This window comes from Prauserella alba (assembly GCF_024171735.1).
Taxonomy (GTDB): Bacteria; Actinomycetota; Actinomycetes; order Mycobacteriales; family Pseudonocardiaceae; genus Prauserella; species Prauserella alba.
This window is the reverse complement of record NZ_JAMTCH010000005.1, coordinates 253,969-269,606: the sequence shown is the minus strand read 5'-3', so window position 1 is coordinate 269,606 and position 15,638 is coordinate 253,969. Positions and strand designations below refer to the sequence as shown.

Sequence of the window (15,638 nt, the reverse complement as noted above, 5' to 3'; positions counted from 1 at the left end):
CTACTGCGTGACCCAGTAGCCGTAGCTCGTGTACTCGGGGTACGGGCTGAGCAGCGGCCGGACCGGTTCGAGGGTGACCTCGGCGTTCTGCGACGTGACGAATTCACCGGGGATGTCGAACGTGCGCGTGCGCCAAGCGTCACGGTTGGGGCCGAGGTCCCAGACCCCGACGGCACGCCCGTCGACGCGCACGCGGACGAACTGCTCGACACCGTTGACCATCACCCTGCTGGTCAGCTTCGCGTCCTGACCCGGTGTCAGGTTGCCGACGCGGAACGTCTCGCCGCCCAGGATGTATCGGCTGCTGTCGATGATGCCGTCCTGCCGCCGCAGGTCCGTGTAGGGCTGCACGCCGGGTTGTTCCATCTGCGGCGCGTAGCCGTGGCCGGTTTCGGAGTCGAGCGAGCCGACGTCCACGTGGTCCCGCACGTCCCCTGGCACCGGCGCTGCGTCGCCCGTGCCGGCGAGGCTCCAGTTGGCCTTGCGTACCGCCAGCTCGTCGAACGGGACGATGCTCCAGCCGGTGCTGTCGCGCGGCACGTTCAGTTCGAACGTCATCTCCGGCTCCGCCTCGAACACGCCGGTGTCGACGAACGAGTGCATGGCCGCGCCCGGCCACTGCTCGTACACGGCGAAGTAGTCGGGCCGCTCACCCTCGGGCATGGCGCGCAGCTTCTCGTACAGCGCGCCAGGGCCGTGGTTGCTGGCCTCGGCGAATCCGTTCGTGGTCAGGCCGATCGTGTCGACGACCTTGCGTTCACTGAAGTATGCGACCGCGCCGACGTCCTTAACGCCCACGACGGCGTCCGGCGGCAGGTTCCCGCGCAGCCACGCGGCGACCGAGACGTTCGTGTCCCGGATCGTCGCCGCCTCCCAGCCGAACCGCCACGCCCACTGCGGCAACGCCATCAGCGAGAACAGCAACGCGACGGCCGGCAGCAGGTGCAGCGCCGCCTGGCGGAACCGGCCGCGCGCAACGAGCCGCGACACGGCGTACAGGCCGATAACCGTGACGACGATGTAGATCGGCAGGAACGGCTGGAAGTACCGCAGCTCGTGGATCAGCGCCGTCGACAGCGTCGACACCGACAGCACGATGCCCGCGAACGCCACTGCCAACGCCACCGCCAACGGCCGCCAACGGCGGTGCTTGACCAGCAGATACGCCAGGCCGAGGACGAACACGATCAGCATTCCGGGGAACGCGTAGTTCTGGCCGGACATGCCGTTGAAGAAGCCGACCGCACCGCGCAGGTTCTCCGTGGCACGCTGGACGAAGTCCCCGATGTAGAACGTGGGCCGATCCGACATCAGCGACTTCGACTGCACGCCGTTGGCGGAGAACGTGCCGGTGGCGATCCAGTAGAACAGGTACTGGCCGATCGGGGCGAGCAACGGCAGTAGCGCCCACAACGCCGCGCGCGGACGCCGCGTCTCCCCCGCGCGCCGCCCTCCCAGCGTCGTCCACAGCATCGCGCCGATCAGCGCGATCGCCAGGACCATCCCCTCGGGCCGCACCAGCGCGAGCAGCACGCCCACGACGGGAGTCCAGCGGAACCGGCCGTCGGGACGTTCCCTCACGAACAGGTACACCGTCGCGACGGCGAGCAGGGCGGTGAGGCCGACCTCCATGCCGCTGGCCGTGCCCCACATCAGCGGGCCGGACGCCGCCGTCAGCACACCGGCCCAGACGCCGACTGCGCGTCCCACGAGCAACCGGCCCAGGTGGTACGTCAGGCCCGTCGCGAACGCGGTGCACACGATTCCGGTCGCGACGGCGTAGCCGAGCAGGCCGTTGCCGCTGAAGCCGAGCAGCCACCCGACGGCCAGTACGAACGAGTACAGAATGCTGCTGGCGCCCGTACTGATCGGATCGCCGGGGTTGAACCGGAACAGTTCACCGCTGCCGAGCTGCTTGCCGTACTGCAGATGGATGTAGACGTCGTCGAGCGGGGCGATGAACGTGCCCTGGTTCCACACCAGGTCGACGACGACGAACACGACCGCGACGAGGGCCGCGGCGACGCCGAGCAACCACGCGACCGGATCCCGCCCGGACAGCGCACGCCGGAGTCGCCCCGTCGCCCCCAGCCGCTCCTCGTCCGGTGGGACCGGGGTGTCCTGCGAGGCCGTGCCCGACACGGTCACCGGGCTGGGACAGGCCTCGGCCTCATCCGTCGAGCCGGCGGCCTCGACATCCGGGTCGTCGCTGGTCGGGCCGCCGTCACTCTGCGCGGTCATGGATGCGTCCGCCTCGTGTGTCGTCATCGCTCCTACCCGTTCGGCCAGGAACACAAGCTACCGGGTACGCGCGAAAACGGAACGTCTGCGTCAACGGATGCGGACCAGCGTGAAGTGGCCGACGCCGGTGGCGTCCGAACGTACGGTCCAGGTGCCCGGACCGTGGCCCGGCCCGGAGTCGTACAGCAGCCGATATGACGGGTCGAGCGGCTCGCGGTCACGATCGAACCAGAGATAGTTGACCTCGAGTAGCGCCGACCCGACCGGGCCGGATTCGGACAGCCGTTCCTCGAGCAGTTCCGGGACTCGGCCGCGGTCCGAGAACGCGTCGACGATCTGGCATTCGCAGAAGTACGCCAGCGTGCCGATCTCGCCGGGCGAGCGCACCGGGGCGGCTCCCACGCGACGGCCCAGTTCGGTACCGACGCGGGCGTAGTCCTGGGCACTCGCCCAATTGCCGAAGATCACCGGCGAGCGCCACGGCACACCCCGCTGCACCTCGACCGCCGCCGTGAGTACGACGAGTCCGGCGACCGCACCCAGGAGTCCGAAGGCGACGACGGGTTTCGTCCGGTCGCCGACACCACGGTCGCTGTGCGCTCCTCCGCGCTGGTGCCCCCACCAGGCCCCGAGTGCGAGGACGGCACACATCGACAACGCCGTCAGCGGCGCCACGTAGTACCAGTGGTACGGACCGACGCCGAGCAGCACATAGGCGCCGTAGTACGCCACGCCACCGGCTCCGAGACCGGCTATCACTCCTAGTGCGGGGCGTTCAGTGACGGCAAGTCGGACGATCGCGACGGTGAGGAGCGCACCCACACCCAAAACGGCAGGCACTATCGCCAACAGGACGGGAAAGCCCACGTCTTCGAGGTACATGCCTATGCCGGTGGCGTACGTCCACGGGTCGAACAACCCGTCCTGCGACTGCTTGATCACCAAGGTGTCGGGTACGGCCGAACCGAACGCGACCCAGCTCAGGACGTACCAGGGCAACGCGACCGCGGCCGTCGCCACGACCACCTGCCACCAGCGGCGTCCGACCGCGCGAGCCGTGACGGCAAACATGACGACGACGAACACGGCCAGGTCGAGCCGCACGAGCACGGCCAGCCCCGCGAGGGCGCCGAACCACACCGGGCGTCGCTCTGCCGCGGCCGCGGCGAGCCCCGCCAGCACCGCCGGGATCAGCAGCACCTCGAGGCCGATTGCCGACAGCACGAACGGATTCACCACGACGACGGCGACTCCGAGGAGAGCCACCGGCACCGGGAATCGCCAACTGGCGGCAAGCCTCGCCCACGCCCACCCGAGCGCCGCCGTCGCGCCCACCGTGACGAATCCGAGCGACGCGATCGGCTGAGCATCTCCGAACAGCCCCGTGACCGCGGCGCCCAGCGCCAACAGGAGCACGTTCAACGGCGATGTGGCCGAATTGCTCGCGACGTCCGGGATGATGCCCCATTCGCCGTGTTCGGCGAGATTCCTGGCATAGGTGAGCGTGATGTATGCGTCGTCGGTCAGGCTGGTCCTGGTGAGCAGGAACGCCAGCAATCCGCCGACCGCGGACAGGCCGACGATTACCGCTGTGCGCGTGCGACCTGCCATGTCCTGCTTCCACTGTTCGGCGTAAACGACTCCCATGTTTGCAGGTCGTGGGTGTTACTCCGCGGAGTGACATGACTCTTTACAGTGCCGGGTGTGACCGCATCCGCGACCGCATCCCGCCGACCCGTCCCGAACGGAGTCGCGCATCGTCTCTCGGCGGCCGTACTCGGACTGATCTCCGCGCTGGCCTCAGTCGCGTTCGTTCTCGCACCAGCCGACCAGGTCACGACCACGTACGAGTGGCCGTCCGCCGCACCCGAGGACACGACACTCCCCCTGCTGCCGTACACACCACAGCGGATGGACGTCACGTTCTCCTGCGCCGACGCACGCGCCCTCGGTGGCGGCACTCTTCTGTCGACGACAGGACCCGGTGGCGTCCAGGACCCTCCGAACGGCCTCTCGGTGCGGATCTCCGACGGGCGGATCACGGCCACCCTCGGCAAAACGCCCCTGGCGGCCGCACCCCTGACCGAGACCTGTCGCTGGCGGATCGTCTCGGACACATCGGGAACCGTAGTCACCTCCGACGGCCGCGAACAGGGACAGACAGCGGAACGGCCTGCAGTCAACGGCCTGTTCACCGACGCGACGGACGCACCCAGCCTGCAGGTGAGCGTCACTCCGGACACGCGCTACGTCTCGGACCCAAGCCCCGTGAAGATCGCGGCAGGCGTGACCTCGGTCGTGTCGCTCATCGCGATGCTGCTCGCGCTCAGGAAACGGGAGTCGTGTCGCCCGAAATCGCTGCCACGGCGGTGGGCGCGTCCTCGGCTGGTGGACGCCGTCGTGGCGGGCACGCTCGTCCTGTGGGCCGTCATCGGCGCCGCCACCGTCGACGACGGCTACATCGTCGCGATGATCCTGTCCTCGGCCGATACCGGCTTCGTCGGCAACTACATGCGCTGGTTCAATGCCCCGGAGGCGCCGTTCAGCTGGTTCTACGAGCTGTATCGGCCGTGGGTGGAGGTCAGTACGACAACGCTGTGGCTGCGTTTGCCATCGCTGTTGGTGTGTTTCGTGTCGTGGCTGCTGATCGACCGTGTGCTGCTTCCACGGTTCGCCAAAGGACACGCCGGGATGGCGCGCTGGGCCGCGGCAGGGGTCTTCCTGCTCTGGACCATCCAGTTCGGCGTGGGTCTGCGGCCGGAGCCGTGGGTCATGCTCGGCTCGCTCGCGACGTTGGCGCTCGTCGAACGGGGCGTGGCAACTCGCCGACTGTCGTTCCTCGCCTGTGCCGTCGTCGCCGCAGGAGCGACAACCGCCCTCACGCCCACCGGCATCGCGGTTTTCCTGCAACTGCTCGTGGCGTTGCCTGCAGCATGGCCGACGTTGCGCGCATACGGCCGGCGAGCAGCCGCCGTTTTGCTCGGCGCAGGCGCGTCGGTGTTGCTGCTGATGTTCTTCGGACAATCGCTCGACGCGGTGCTGCATGCCGTCGAAGTAAGGACGGAGATCGGCCCGAGTTACGGCATCGCGGGCGAAGAAAAGCGCTACGAGTGGCTGTTCGATCCACTGCAAGGCGGGCTGAATCGACGGCTTCCCGTGCTGCTGTTGTGGTTCGCTATGGCGGTCTTGGCCGTGTTGCTCGTGCTGCGCCGAACGCCGAAGCTGGCGCAGGCCCCGACCCGCCGCCTCCTGGTCGCGGCGGTCCTGTACTTCGCAGCGCTCGCGCTGACTCCGACGAAGTACACCCATCATTTCGGTGTTCTCGCCGGCGTGGCGACGCTGCTGGTTGCTGTGATGGTCCACGCGGTCTCGCGTGGAGCGCTGCGGCGCAGCTGGCAGCTGTCGCTGACGTGCGCCGCCTTCGCGATCGCGGTGTGGGTGGGCATCGACGCTCCGTTGCGGTGGTGGTTTCTCGGCGGGCTGAACGTGAAGTGGTCGGACGTGCCACCGGGAGTCGCCGGAATCGACGCCGCCAGCCTGGCCTTGGCGGTCGGGTTCGGGATTGCGGTAGCCGGACTTGCCGGCGCGTGGCGCTGGATCCGGAGCCCAGCCTCGTTCGTACCGATCATTGCGTTCGGTGTGGTGGTCGTCGAGGTCGGCACGATGGCGTACGCCATGGTTCCGCGCTCGGAGACATATACGACCGGTGCCGCAAACGTCGCCGCGTTAGCGGGTCACCCGTGCGGAATCGAGGAATGGCTCGAGGTGGAACCGGATGTCGCCGCCGGCATGCTGCCGGCCTCCGGACCTGCCGATGTGGACGGCTTCACCACGAACGGCGCGTTTCCGCGACGCGGACTTCTCGAACCATATGGGAGCGCACAAGCCCCCGTATGGCACAGCAGCGGCCGTCCGGGAAGAATCACGACATCCTGGTACAACCTGCCTGCAGGAAGCGACTCTCCCACTGCACCTCCGGTGGTGGTGCCCGTCCGCGGAACCGGTGCCGTGGCGGCGACCGTCGAGTTCGCCGACGAGACCGGAAGAGTCCTGTCTTCTCACGAGATCACCCTTACCCCGCAATGGACGGAGAAGCGTTTCGACCCGGCGACCGCCGCGATGGTGCGATTGAAACTGGTCGACGAACGTTCCGCCAACGGTTGGATCGCTGCAGGTGCACCACGTCTACCGAAAACAGTTCCTTCCACGGAACTCGTACCCACGTCGGAACCCGTAATCCTCGACTGGGTGGGTGCATTCACGATGCCGTGCCGTCGTCCGCCCTCAGTGGACGACGGAACCGTCGAGCCCGTTCGATACCGCTTCGCATCCGGCCCGTCGATCCGCGACATCGGCAGCGTGTCCTATATGGCAACCCAAGGAGGGCCTTACGCGCCACTGATGCAGTTGGCCACGGAAACAGCGGTGCCGACGTACCTCCGTGGGGACAAGCTCTTCGAACCGATCAGCGTGTTTCGGCTCGACTACCCTGCGCCGAGCCGGAATTTCCGGATGACGCGAGCGTCGCGCTAGCACCGCTCTCGGAACGACATCTGCTCGCGCGCCGCCTGCGTTTGCGTGCACGTCGGCCACCGACGGCACTATCGTTGGCACCGTTTTCACCTATTACCGCACCACGACGCTCCTCACCCGTAGTACGGCCACACATCTCGGCCGCGGGACGATTGGTGTGCCGCGCCCCGCGCGGCGTCGTGATGTGAAGGGTGCCATCGGGCTCGAGTTCGAACCGCCAACCAGCCGTGTGCTTGACGACATGATGGTGCCGACAGAGCCCGATGAGATTCGTCGTGCATGTTGGCCCGTCACAGCCGTGCGGCGTGACATGGTCGAGGTCAACGTACTCCCCCGGTCGATGACAGCCGGGAAACCGGCATTCCCGGTCACGCACCTTCACGTAGTCCGCAACCGCTCTGGTTGGCCGGTATCGCTTCCGTCCGACTTCGAGGGGCGCCCCAGTGAGAGGGTCGGTCACCACCCGCCGCCATGTCGATGTGGGCTCCTCAGCGATCTGACGAGCTACAGGCGCCGGTATGGGGCCATGCCCGGCCAGTTGCGCCGGATTGTCTGCAAGTCCCATCAATGTCGGCAGGTCGACATGCACATAGATCTCCGCCCTACCGGCGCCCGCGTGACCGCCCGAACGACCGAGTACACACTCGGCGAGTTTGTCGGCTCGTAGCTGGTCCATGGTCCGCGCGTCGCCGCGATTCCGTGTCGATCTAGCCATCCGATCGAGGCGCGCGTACACCGCCGATGCGACCTCCGCAGGCAGTGCCGCAGAAACAGTGGCCATTGCGTCTTCGCGATGGAGAATCTGAACCTTACGACCTTCGCGTCGTCGTGCTGCCCGTATCGCAGCACCATCCGGATCGACCCTGTGCACCGCTCGGTACGCGATACGTCGGATCGATCCGGCGTCACGACCGGCGAATTTGTCGGCAACCATCTCGTCGACCCTGCCGGCGGACTCACCGTCCAACACCGTGGTCTGATCGACGACCTTCGCGGCCTTCTGCAAGTCGATGTCACCGCCGGATAGCGCCCGCAGCGTCTGCGGCAACCGGGCGGTGAGCTGCCGCGCCCACGCGAGTTCCCGACGTACGACGTGCTCGGACTCTGCCAGCGCCACGGCCAGCTCGGCCGTTACCTGTTCACTGGCCCCAGTCTCGGAAACCGCGGTAACGGCAAGTTCGCGTATGTACTCGGCCTGAGCCTGCGCGATCCGTCTTCGTGAACGAACAACACCGTCGAGTTTCATACTTTTCCCCTCGTTAGTAGCTGTTTTTGAAAGTACTCGAATGTCCCGAATGGTGTCAAACGTTAGTTCGATACACTCGATCGTGCTATAGCCATGAGTCGCTGGAGGCGGTTGAATCACGGACGGACCGAGTTGGATAGATCGAGCCACTGAGGTCGGCTCGCCGCGCTGATCGACCACATATACAACAAGCCACCGACACAACCGGCCACAGCAGATGTCGGACGTGCCGACGACCGGCTGACCACCGAACCCACGTCGACAACCACACCGATCCATCGATGACAGCGCAGAGGAATCTCCACAACGACGAGGAGGAGCGACCATGGAAGCATCGGGAGCCGACACGGGCCGGCAACGATCGACGTCGGTACCCTGGTCGCCAACCGTGAGCGGACCCACCAACACCGATGGTCCCGGCACAAGACGCCCCGGTGCCGCCGACAAACCGCCTCACGGCGATTCGCCAGGGCAACGTGCCGCCGGCCGAATGAACCCTCGACGACCTGACTCCCGGCCGCCTAGCTGGTCACGCAGGGATCGACGGACTCCCCGGCGCCGACCCCCACCAGCCGTTCAACGTACCGCGATCACCACGTACGGCCCGACATCGCGCGTCTCGAACCGCGGCGACGCGAACAGCGATGGTTCGAACGTGACCTTGCGGCCGAGAGCAGCGGTCTTCCTCGGGAAGGTGTCGTACTTGACGGTGTAGAAGTAGTTGTCGTTCTCGCCCTTCTTGAGCACGACCATGGTCGGCGGAGTGAACGGCCCGTCATGCATTCGCCGGTACAGCTCTTGCGGACTGTTCGACGCGGCCCAAGTGTCGATCTCAGCCGCACGTTCGCCGTGGCGCGACAGCGGGTTCGTGTAGTGCGGCCGATGATCGTGGAACAACCAGAACGGCCGGAACACGAGCATGTGATGCTGCTCCGAGAGAACCGTCTCTCGTTCCGCAGTGCCCGTACCGAGTTCATCGACAGCGGCCAACAGTTTGCCGCTCCAGATACCCTCGTCCTCTTCCTCGCCGGGAACGTGGTGCCGACTCTCGGGAGTCCTGCCGTTCGGGTAGTAGTCCGATAGCGCCGCTTCGAACCCTTCGCGCATCGGCCCGCGCAGACTGTCCTGCAGAACCCCGACGCTCAGCCCGATCGCCACGATGGCGACAACGGCTGTGATCTGGGTCCGCCATTCGTTCCACCGACGCAGAGCCCAACCCAGCATGTCCGTCGTCGCGAACACGCCTGCCACTGCCAGCGTGACCTTCAGCGTCACGTTGAACCTGAACGCCAACAGCGTGGTGTCGAACGCCAACGCCAACGTCGAGAGCGCGAACCACAGATAGACCGCACCCGCTGTCACGAGTGCAACGAGAGCGACCCGATGAGCACGCACCCGAACGACCGCCCACGCCAGCCCTGCCAGACACAACAAGCCGATCGGGCCGTTCGGTTTGAACGGCATCGGGAAATACGCGCTCGTCTCCGGGAGATACCGCGCAGCGACATTTTCCGCGCCCAACCCGCCGCCGAACAAATACGGCGCCCACACGACGAGCATCAGCAGGGCCGACACCACAGCCACGAGCATCACTCGCCCGGTCAGACCGCGGACGACCTCGCCGCGAGATCCGCCGGCTCGCACTCGCAGCACGCCGGCGATGATTGCCAGGAACACCACGAGCATCGCACCGAACGCCAGGTGCAGGGTGTACGTCATCGCGCACACGCCCAGGTAGATCCCGGCCAGTATGAGCGGCCAACGCGGGGTCTCCCGGTCCCGCAGCGCGTTCCACGTCAGCACCAGCACCGGAAGCAACCATGCTGTTGTCGGCCACGCGTACGGTTCACCGACGCCCGGCACGTGCAGGCCCATGAGCAGCGTGCCCAGGCTCGCCAGCACTGCCATCCGCCGACGCACCACGAACCGCCACAGCACGAACGTCACGGCCGCCACAACTGCGATGGTCGTGATCGAGAAGGGCTTGTACGCCTCCCAGCCCTGCAGATCGAAGAGGTTGGCGAAGCGCCCGCCGAGCCAGAACCAGCCCGCCGGGTAGAACGGCGGAATCCCCTCGTAGTTGAAGTCGGCGAGCCCCCACCCGGAGGTCATGCGCTCCATGTACCGGAGACGGAACTCGTTGTCGCCGGTCGTCCCGCCCAGGTAGTAGCGGGTGGACAGCAGCGGCAGCGCGAGCGTCAACGTCGCCAGCGTCGCCAATCCTCCGGTCACGCCTGCGAACTTGATCCACCACGGCGCCGTGACTACGCGCCGCACAGCGAGTCCGCCGACGAGGCACAGGATGAGACCGGCGCCGATCAACGACAACAGGGCGTTGGGAACGTACGTGTCGGGCACGAGGTCCGGCGCACGGTTCACGGCGAACTGGAGCAACAGGCTGATCGCCGCGGCTCCGACGATGGCGATCAGGAGTTCCGTGACCGCCCGGCCGACACTTGGAAGCGGCACGGGCGGCACATGGCTCCAGCGGCCACCGGAACTGTCACCGGCGACCTGGGTGTCCGCGTTTTCAGCGGCGGGCTCTGGGTACGTCACGGTGGCGTCATCCGTCGCGGAAGTCGGGGTGGCCCGGAATTACAGGTAGTACCAGAGGATGAGCATGACGACCCACGCACCGCCGAGGACCTGCAGCACGCGGTCGTGAAGTGCGATCTCCTCGGGTTCACCCGCGTTACCGCTGTCGACATCGACGGCGTAGCGCAGGACCGCGACGACGAACGGCACCAGCGAGATGACGCTCCAGATCGAGCCGGGCGCAGCCTGCTGCTGCTCGAACGCCCACAGCGAGTAGGACATGATCAGGATCGCTGCCGACGTCGCCCACACGAACCGGAGATAGCTCGCCGAGTACTTCTTCAGCGAAGAACGGATCTTGGCCCCGGTGCGTTCGTAGAGCTTGATCTCGGCGTAGCGCTTGCCCGCCACCATGAACAGCGAACCGAACGCCGTCACCAGCAGGAACCATTGCGACAGGGCGATGCCCGTGCCGACGCCACCCGCGATCACGCGCATGAGGAAGCCGGAGCCGACGATCGCGAGGTCGACGACGGGCTGGTGTTTCAACCCGAAGCAGTACCCCAACTGCACGGCCATGTAGACGGCCAGCACCACGAGCAGCTGCCAGGAGGCGAGCAGGCTCAACGCACATCCCGCGGCGAAAAACCCGACCGAGGCGACATAGGCCGCGGGAACGGGCACGATCCCAGCCGCGATCGGGCGCTTGCACTTCGTCGGGTGCGCCCGGTCCGCCTCGACGTCGATCGCGTCGTTCACCAGGTACACGGCCGACGCGACGAAGGAGAACGCGACGAACGCGATCAGCGCGTCCAGCAGGACACCGCCGCTGGTGATCTCACCGGCGGTGAACGGCGCGGCCAGAACGAGGACGTTCTTGACCCACTGCCGTGGCCGCGCGGTTTTCAGCAGTCCGGTGACGATGTTCCCGGAAGCGCCGGCCTCCTGGCCGGTCGTCTGTTCGCTCGACACGGTCGCCTCCGCCTGGCCTGCCTCGGCCTGTCGGGTCGTCTCACTCATCGTGAGCTCCGGTTGCGATTCAGCTTGCGGCGCACGAACCCACCGACGACGCCACCGAGGGCAGCGCCGGCAAGGACGTCGGTCGGATAGTGCACGCCGAGCACGAGCCGCGACGCCAACATCGGCGGGACGATCGCCGGCACGACATTGCGTCCGACAAGCCCCGAGTAGAGAACGGCCGCGGCGGTCGTCGACGTCGCGTGCGACGACGGGAAACTGAGCCTGCTCGGCGTACCCACGCCCACCCGCACGGCCGGATGGTCGGGCCGTGGCCGGCGCACCACCCGTTTGACGGCAATGGACGCCGCGTGCGCACCGACGATCCCCGCTGCCGCGCCGACCCAGTCTTTCCGACGCCGTTTGTCGACCGCCGCGCCCACCAGCGCCAGCGCGGACCACCCGGCACTGTGCTCGCCGAAGTGGGACATGCCGCGTGCGATCTTCACGGTCGTCGGGTTGACGATCTGGTCCTGCACGGCTGCGAGGACTGCGACCTCACCGACAGCCGGCCTCTCTGAGGTGGCGTCGTCCGTGCCGATGTCACCGACGAGCACGCCGGCATCGGCATCGGTACGGGTGGTCGTGGTGCCTGCTGACGCGGGGTCCTTCTCAAGCATCGATCGAACCGTCCAGAGGGGCGCCGTCGGTGAGATGCGGGGCGATCTTGTTGTCGAACATCGACAGTGCCGACCCGATCGCCATGTGCATGTCGAGGTACTTGTAGGTGCCGAGGCGACCACCGAAGAGCACGTTGCGCTCCTTGGCCTCGGTCTTGGCGAGTTCGCGGTAACGTTCGAGCTTCTCCCGGTCGTCGGGAGTGTTGATCGGGTAGTACGGCTCGTCGTCCTCATTCGCGAAGCGCGAGTACTCGCGCACGATGACCGTCTTGTCCTTCGGGTGCCGGTCTTCGCGCTCGGGGTGGAAGTGCCGGAACTCGTGGATCCGGGTGTAGGGCACTTCCTGGTCGTTGTAGTTCATGACCGGCGTGCCCTGATAGTCACCGGTGGGCACGACCTCCTGCTCGAAGTCGAGCGTGCGCCAGCCGAGGCGCCCCTCGGAGTACCCGAAGTAGAGGTCGAGTGGCCCGGTGTAGACGGTCGGCGTGCCCGCGGGGATCTGGTCGCGCACGTCGAAGTAGTCGACGTTCAGGCGCACCTCGATGTTCGGGTGCTCGGCCATCTTCTCGAGCCACGCGGTGTATCCCTCGACGGGCAACCCCTCGTAGGTGTCATTGAAGTACCGGTTGTTGAACGTGTAGCGCACCGGAAGCCGCGCGATGTTGCCGGCGGGCAGTTCCTTGGGGTCGGTCTGCCACTGCTTGGCGGTGTACCCGCGCACGAATGCCTCGTAGAGCGGCCGGCCGATCAGCGAAATGGCCTTCTCTTCGAGGTTCTGTGCTTCGGAGGTTTCGATTTCACTTGCCTGCTCGGCGATGAGTTCGCGCGCCTCGTCCGGGGAATGGGACTTTCCGAAGAACTGGTTGATCAAGCCCAGATTCATCGGGAAGCTGTAGACCTGTCCCTGATACTTCGCGAAGACCCGATGTTGGTAATCCGTGAAGTCGGTGAACTGGTTGACGTAGTCCCAGACGCGCTTGTTGGACGTGTGGAACAGGTGGGCGCCGTAGGTGTGCACCTCGATACCGGTCTCCGGCTCGGGTTCGGAGTACGCGTTGCCGCCGATGTGGTGCCTGCGCTCGAGCACGAGGACTCGCTTGCCGAGCTGGCTGGCCGCTCGTTCGGCCACGGTGAGGCCGAAGAATCCGGAGCCGACAACGACCAGGTCATACCCGTCGAAACCGGCATTTCCGTTGCTGGGAGTTTCGGTAAACGCGCTCACGGTGCAAAAGGCTACCGACGCGCCACGGCCCTCGTGCGGCGAGGCTCCCCCGTCCCCGTTCAGGACTTCCCTTTTACGGCCCTCACCTGGCCGCCTACCTGCCGCACGAGAGCCCGCGCCCCAACACCCCCGGGATGACCACGTGTGCTGCGTGTGTGGTCAGCGCCGTACGTCAGAACCGACGGAGCGCCGCCGTTCCCGGTTCCGTCGAATCGACGTTCCACCCGCACTGTCACCCGGTCGAGCTACCTGTCCGTGGGATCGGTCCGCGATTCACTCGGCCGCGGGGCGTTCCTGCAGGCCGGGAAGCACGTCGTCGGCAACCTCCTCGAGCACGACCTCGCGCCCCTGATAGGGGCTCGAGCTGCGCGGCCAGTGCGCCACGACGTCCGTGAAGCCCAGCGCGGCGGCCCGCCCCGCGGCGTCGACGAACGCCTCCTTGCTGGTCAGCGAGTACACCGGCGCGGCGTCGAGGCTGAGGTGCCGTTGCAGCGTCGCCGGGTCGCGTTCCGCAGCGACGAGCTCCTCGTCAAGGCGTGCGGACAGTTCGGCGACGCCCTTCCACCACGATTCGAGTTCGTCGGAGTTTCGTCCCGTGGTCAACCAGGCGTCACCGGTCGCGGCGGCGAAGCGGATCGTGCGCGGCCCGTTGGCGGCGATCACCAACGGCGGACGGGGATGCTGCACGGCGCCGGGCAGGTTCCGCGCCCCCTCAACCGTGTAGTACTCACCGGAGTGGTCGAACCCGTCGATCCGCAGCAGACCGTCGAGCGCGGTCGTGAACTCGATGAACCGGTCGGCGCGCTGGCCTGCAGTCAACTCCGGCTCGCCGAACACGGTCGCGTCGTAACCGGTGCCGCCCGCGCCGACTCCGAGGATGAATCGCCCGTCCGACAGGTCGTCGAGCGTGATCACCTCGCGCATCAACGGCAGCGGGTGCCGGAAGTTCGGCGAGGTCACGAACGTGCCCAACCGGATGTGCGACGTCACCGTCGCAGCGGCGGTCAACGTCGGAACGGCGCCGAACCACGGTCCGTCGACCAGGTTCCGCCAACCGAGGTGGTCGTAGGTCCAGGCGTGGTCGAAGCCGTACTCCTCCGCGGCCCGCCATTTCGGCTCGGCCGCCCACCAGCGGTCCTCGGGAAGGATCACAATGCCAACGCGCACGGCGCCACACGCTATCGGCCGACGGCCTCGCTGTCGTGGGTGCCCGCTTCCCGCGGCGCCCCGGGCGTGTCGTCCCCGCGTACGGCGCTGCGAGCGTCCCGTGCGCGTGCGTGCGGCTCCCGCGCACCACGCGAGGACTGCGGGCACGACCGGCCGGCGGCCCGAAGGGGTGTCGCATGGAACACGGCGGATCCGCCATGGGGCTCTGGGACACTGGAATCGTGGAGAGACCGAGCCTCGTAGCATCCGACGTCGACGGCACGCTGCTGTCGACGGCCACGCACTTGAGCCCGCGCACGGTCGACGTGGTCGACAGCGCCGTCGCCGCGGGCGTGCCGGTGGTGCTCGTGTCGGGGCGTCCGCCGCGATGGATCCCTGAGGTCGCCGAGCAGGCAGGGCTCGCCGGGTACGCCGTGTGCGCCAACGGCGCCGTGCTGTACGACATCGGCGCCGACCGCGTGGTCGACGTGCACGGGCTGATGGACCCGGCCCAGCTGGCGACCGTCGCCGACGCCCTCGAACACGCACTTCCCGGCTGCACGCTGGGCGCGGAGCGGGTCGGCACCCACGCCGTGGACGACGACATGCGCAACTTCGTGATCGAGTCCGGGTATCACAATCCGTGGGGCGACGGCGAGGGATCGCAGGCGTCCCGCGCCGAGGTACTCGGCCACGCGGCGGTGAAGCTGCTGGTCAGCCACCCGAAGATGACCTCGGACGCGATGGCGAAGGCCGCACGGGAGGTCCTCGATTCGCACGTCGACGTCACGTTCTCGTCCGGCGCCGGGCTCATCGAGCTGGCCGCCCACGGGGTCACGAAGGCAACCGGGATCGCCGCGGTCGCCCGACGCGCCGGACTGGACGCGGACGGCACGATCGCTTTCGGCGACATGCCCAACGACGTCGAGATGCTGCGGTGGGCAGGACACGGGGTCGCGGTGGCGAACGCACACCCCGCCGTGCTCGACGTCGCCGACGAGGTCACCGCGCCACATCACGAGGACGGCGTCGCCCAGGTCCTCGAACGCTGGTTCTGACCCGCGCGCGGCCGCCCGCC

Annotated in this window: 10 protein-coding genes; 2 read left to right on the top strand and 8 right to left on the bottom strand. The window is 67.3% G+C overall.

Annotated elements, in window-relative coordinates; genetic code table 11:
* Positions 1-2,268: a DUF8728 domain-containing protein gene (locus tag LY12_RS16885; protein ID WP_253857853.1), complete on the bottom strand. Its 2,268-nt coding sequence runs from the start codon at positions 2,266-2,268 to the stop codon at positions 1-3.
* Positions 2,269-2,331: 63 nt separating this feature from the next.
* On the bottom strand, positions 2,332-3,888 hold the full coding sequence (locus LY12_RS16880) for a hypothetical protein (protein WP_253857851.1): 1,557 nt from the start codon (positions 3,886-3,888) through the stop codon (positions 2,332-2,334).
* Positions 3,889-3,936: 48 nt separating this feature from the next.
* On the opposite strand from LY12_RS16880, the gene LY12_RS16875 reads away from it, so the two are divergent.
* The gene (locus tag LY12_RS16875; protein WP_372493547.1) at positions 3,937-6,774 is read left to right on the top strand and encodes an arabinosyltransferase domain-containing protein; all 2,838 of its coding nucleotides are present in this window, start codon (positions 3,937-3,939) and stop codon (positions 6,772-6,774) included.
* Here LY12_RS16875 and LY12_RS16870 read toward each other — a convergent pair.
* From LY12_RS16870 to LY12_RS16845, 6 genes are all read right to left on the bottom strand, one after another.
* On the bottom strand, positions 6,707-8,020 hold the full coding sequence (locus LY12_RS16870) for an HNH endonuclease signature motif containing protein (RefSeq protein WP_253857850.1): 1,314 nt from the start codon (positions 8,018-8,020) through the stop codon (positions 6,707-6,709). The two genes, LY12_RS16875 and LY12_RS16870, sit on opposite strands and share 68 nt — an antisense overlap.
* 576 nt (positions 8,021-8,596) lie before the next feature.
* Positions 8,597-10,489 (bottom strand): arabinofuranosyltransferase, encoded by a 1,893-nt coding sequence (locus LY12_RS16865; protein ID WP_253857848.1) that lies wholly within the window; start codon positions 10,487-10,489, stop codon positions 8,597-8,599.
* A gap of 126 nt (positions 10,490-10,615) precedes the next feature.
* Positions 10,616-11,575, bottom strand: a complete 960-nt coding sequence (locus tag LY12_RS16860; RefSeq protein WP_253857845.1) for a decaprenyl-phosphate phosphoribosyltransferase — start codon at positions 11,573-11,575, stop codon at positions 10,616-10,618.
* A complete protein-coding gene (locus LY12_RS16855; RefSeq protein WP_253857843.1) occupies positions 11,572-12,192 on the bottom strand; it encodes a phosphatase PAP2 family protein in 621 nt (206 codons plus the stop codon). The genes LY12_RS16860 and LY12_RS16855 overlap by 4 nt, the downstream gene beginning before the upstream one ends.
* The gene (glf, locus tag LY12_RS16850) at positions 12,185-13,414 is read right to left on the bottom strand and encodes a UDP-galactopyranose mutase (protein ID WP_253857841.1); all 1,230 of its coding nucleotides are present in this window, start codon (positions 13,412-13,414) and stop codon (positions 12,185-12,187) included. The genes LY12_RS16855 and glf overlap by 8 nt, the downstream gene beginning before the upstream one ends.
* A 273-nt stretch (positions 13,415-13,687) precedes the next feature.
* Complete coding sequence (locus LY12_RS16845; protein ID WP_253857839.1) at positions 13,688-14,581, bottom strand: LLM class flavin-dependent oxidoreductase; 894 nt, start codon at positions 14,579-14,581, stop codon at positions 13,688-13,690.
* A 221-nt stretch (positions 14,582-14,802) separates the two neighbouring features.
* On the opposite strand from LY12_RS16845, the gene LY12_RS16840 reads away from it, so the two are divergent.
* A complete protein-coding gene (locus LY12_RS16840; RefSeq protein WP_253857837.1) occupies positions 14,803-15,618 on the top strand; it encodes an HAD family hydrolase in 816 nt (271 codons plus the stop codon).
* Positions 15,619-15,638: the final 20 nt, after the last annotated feature.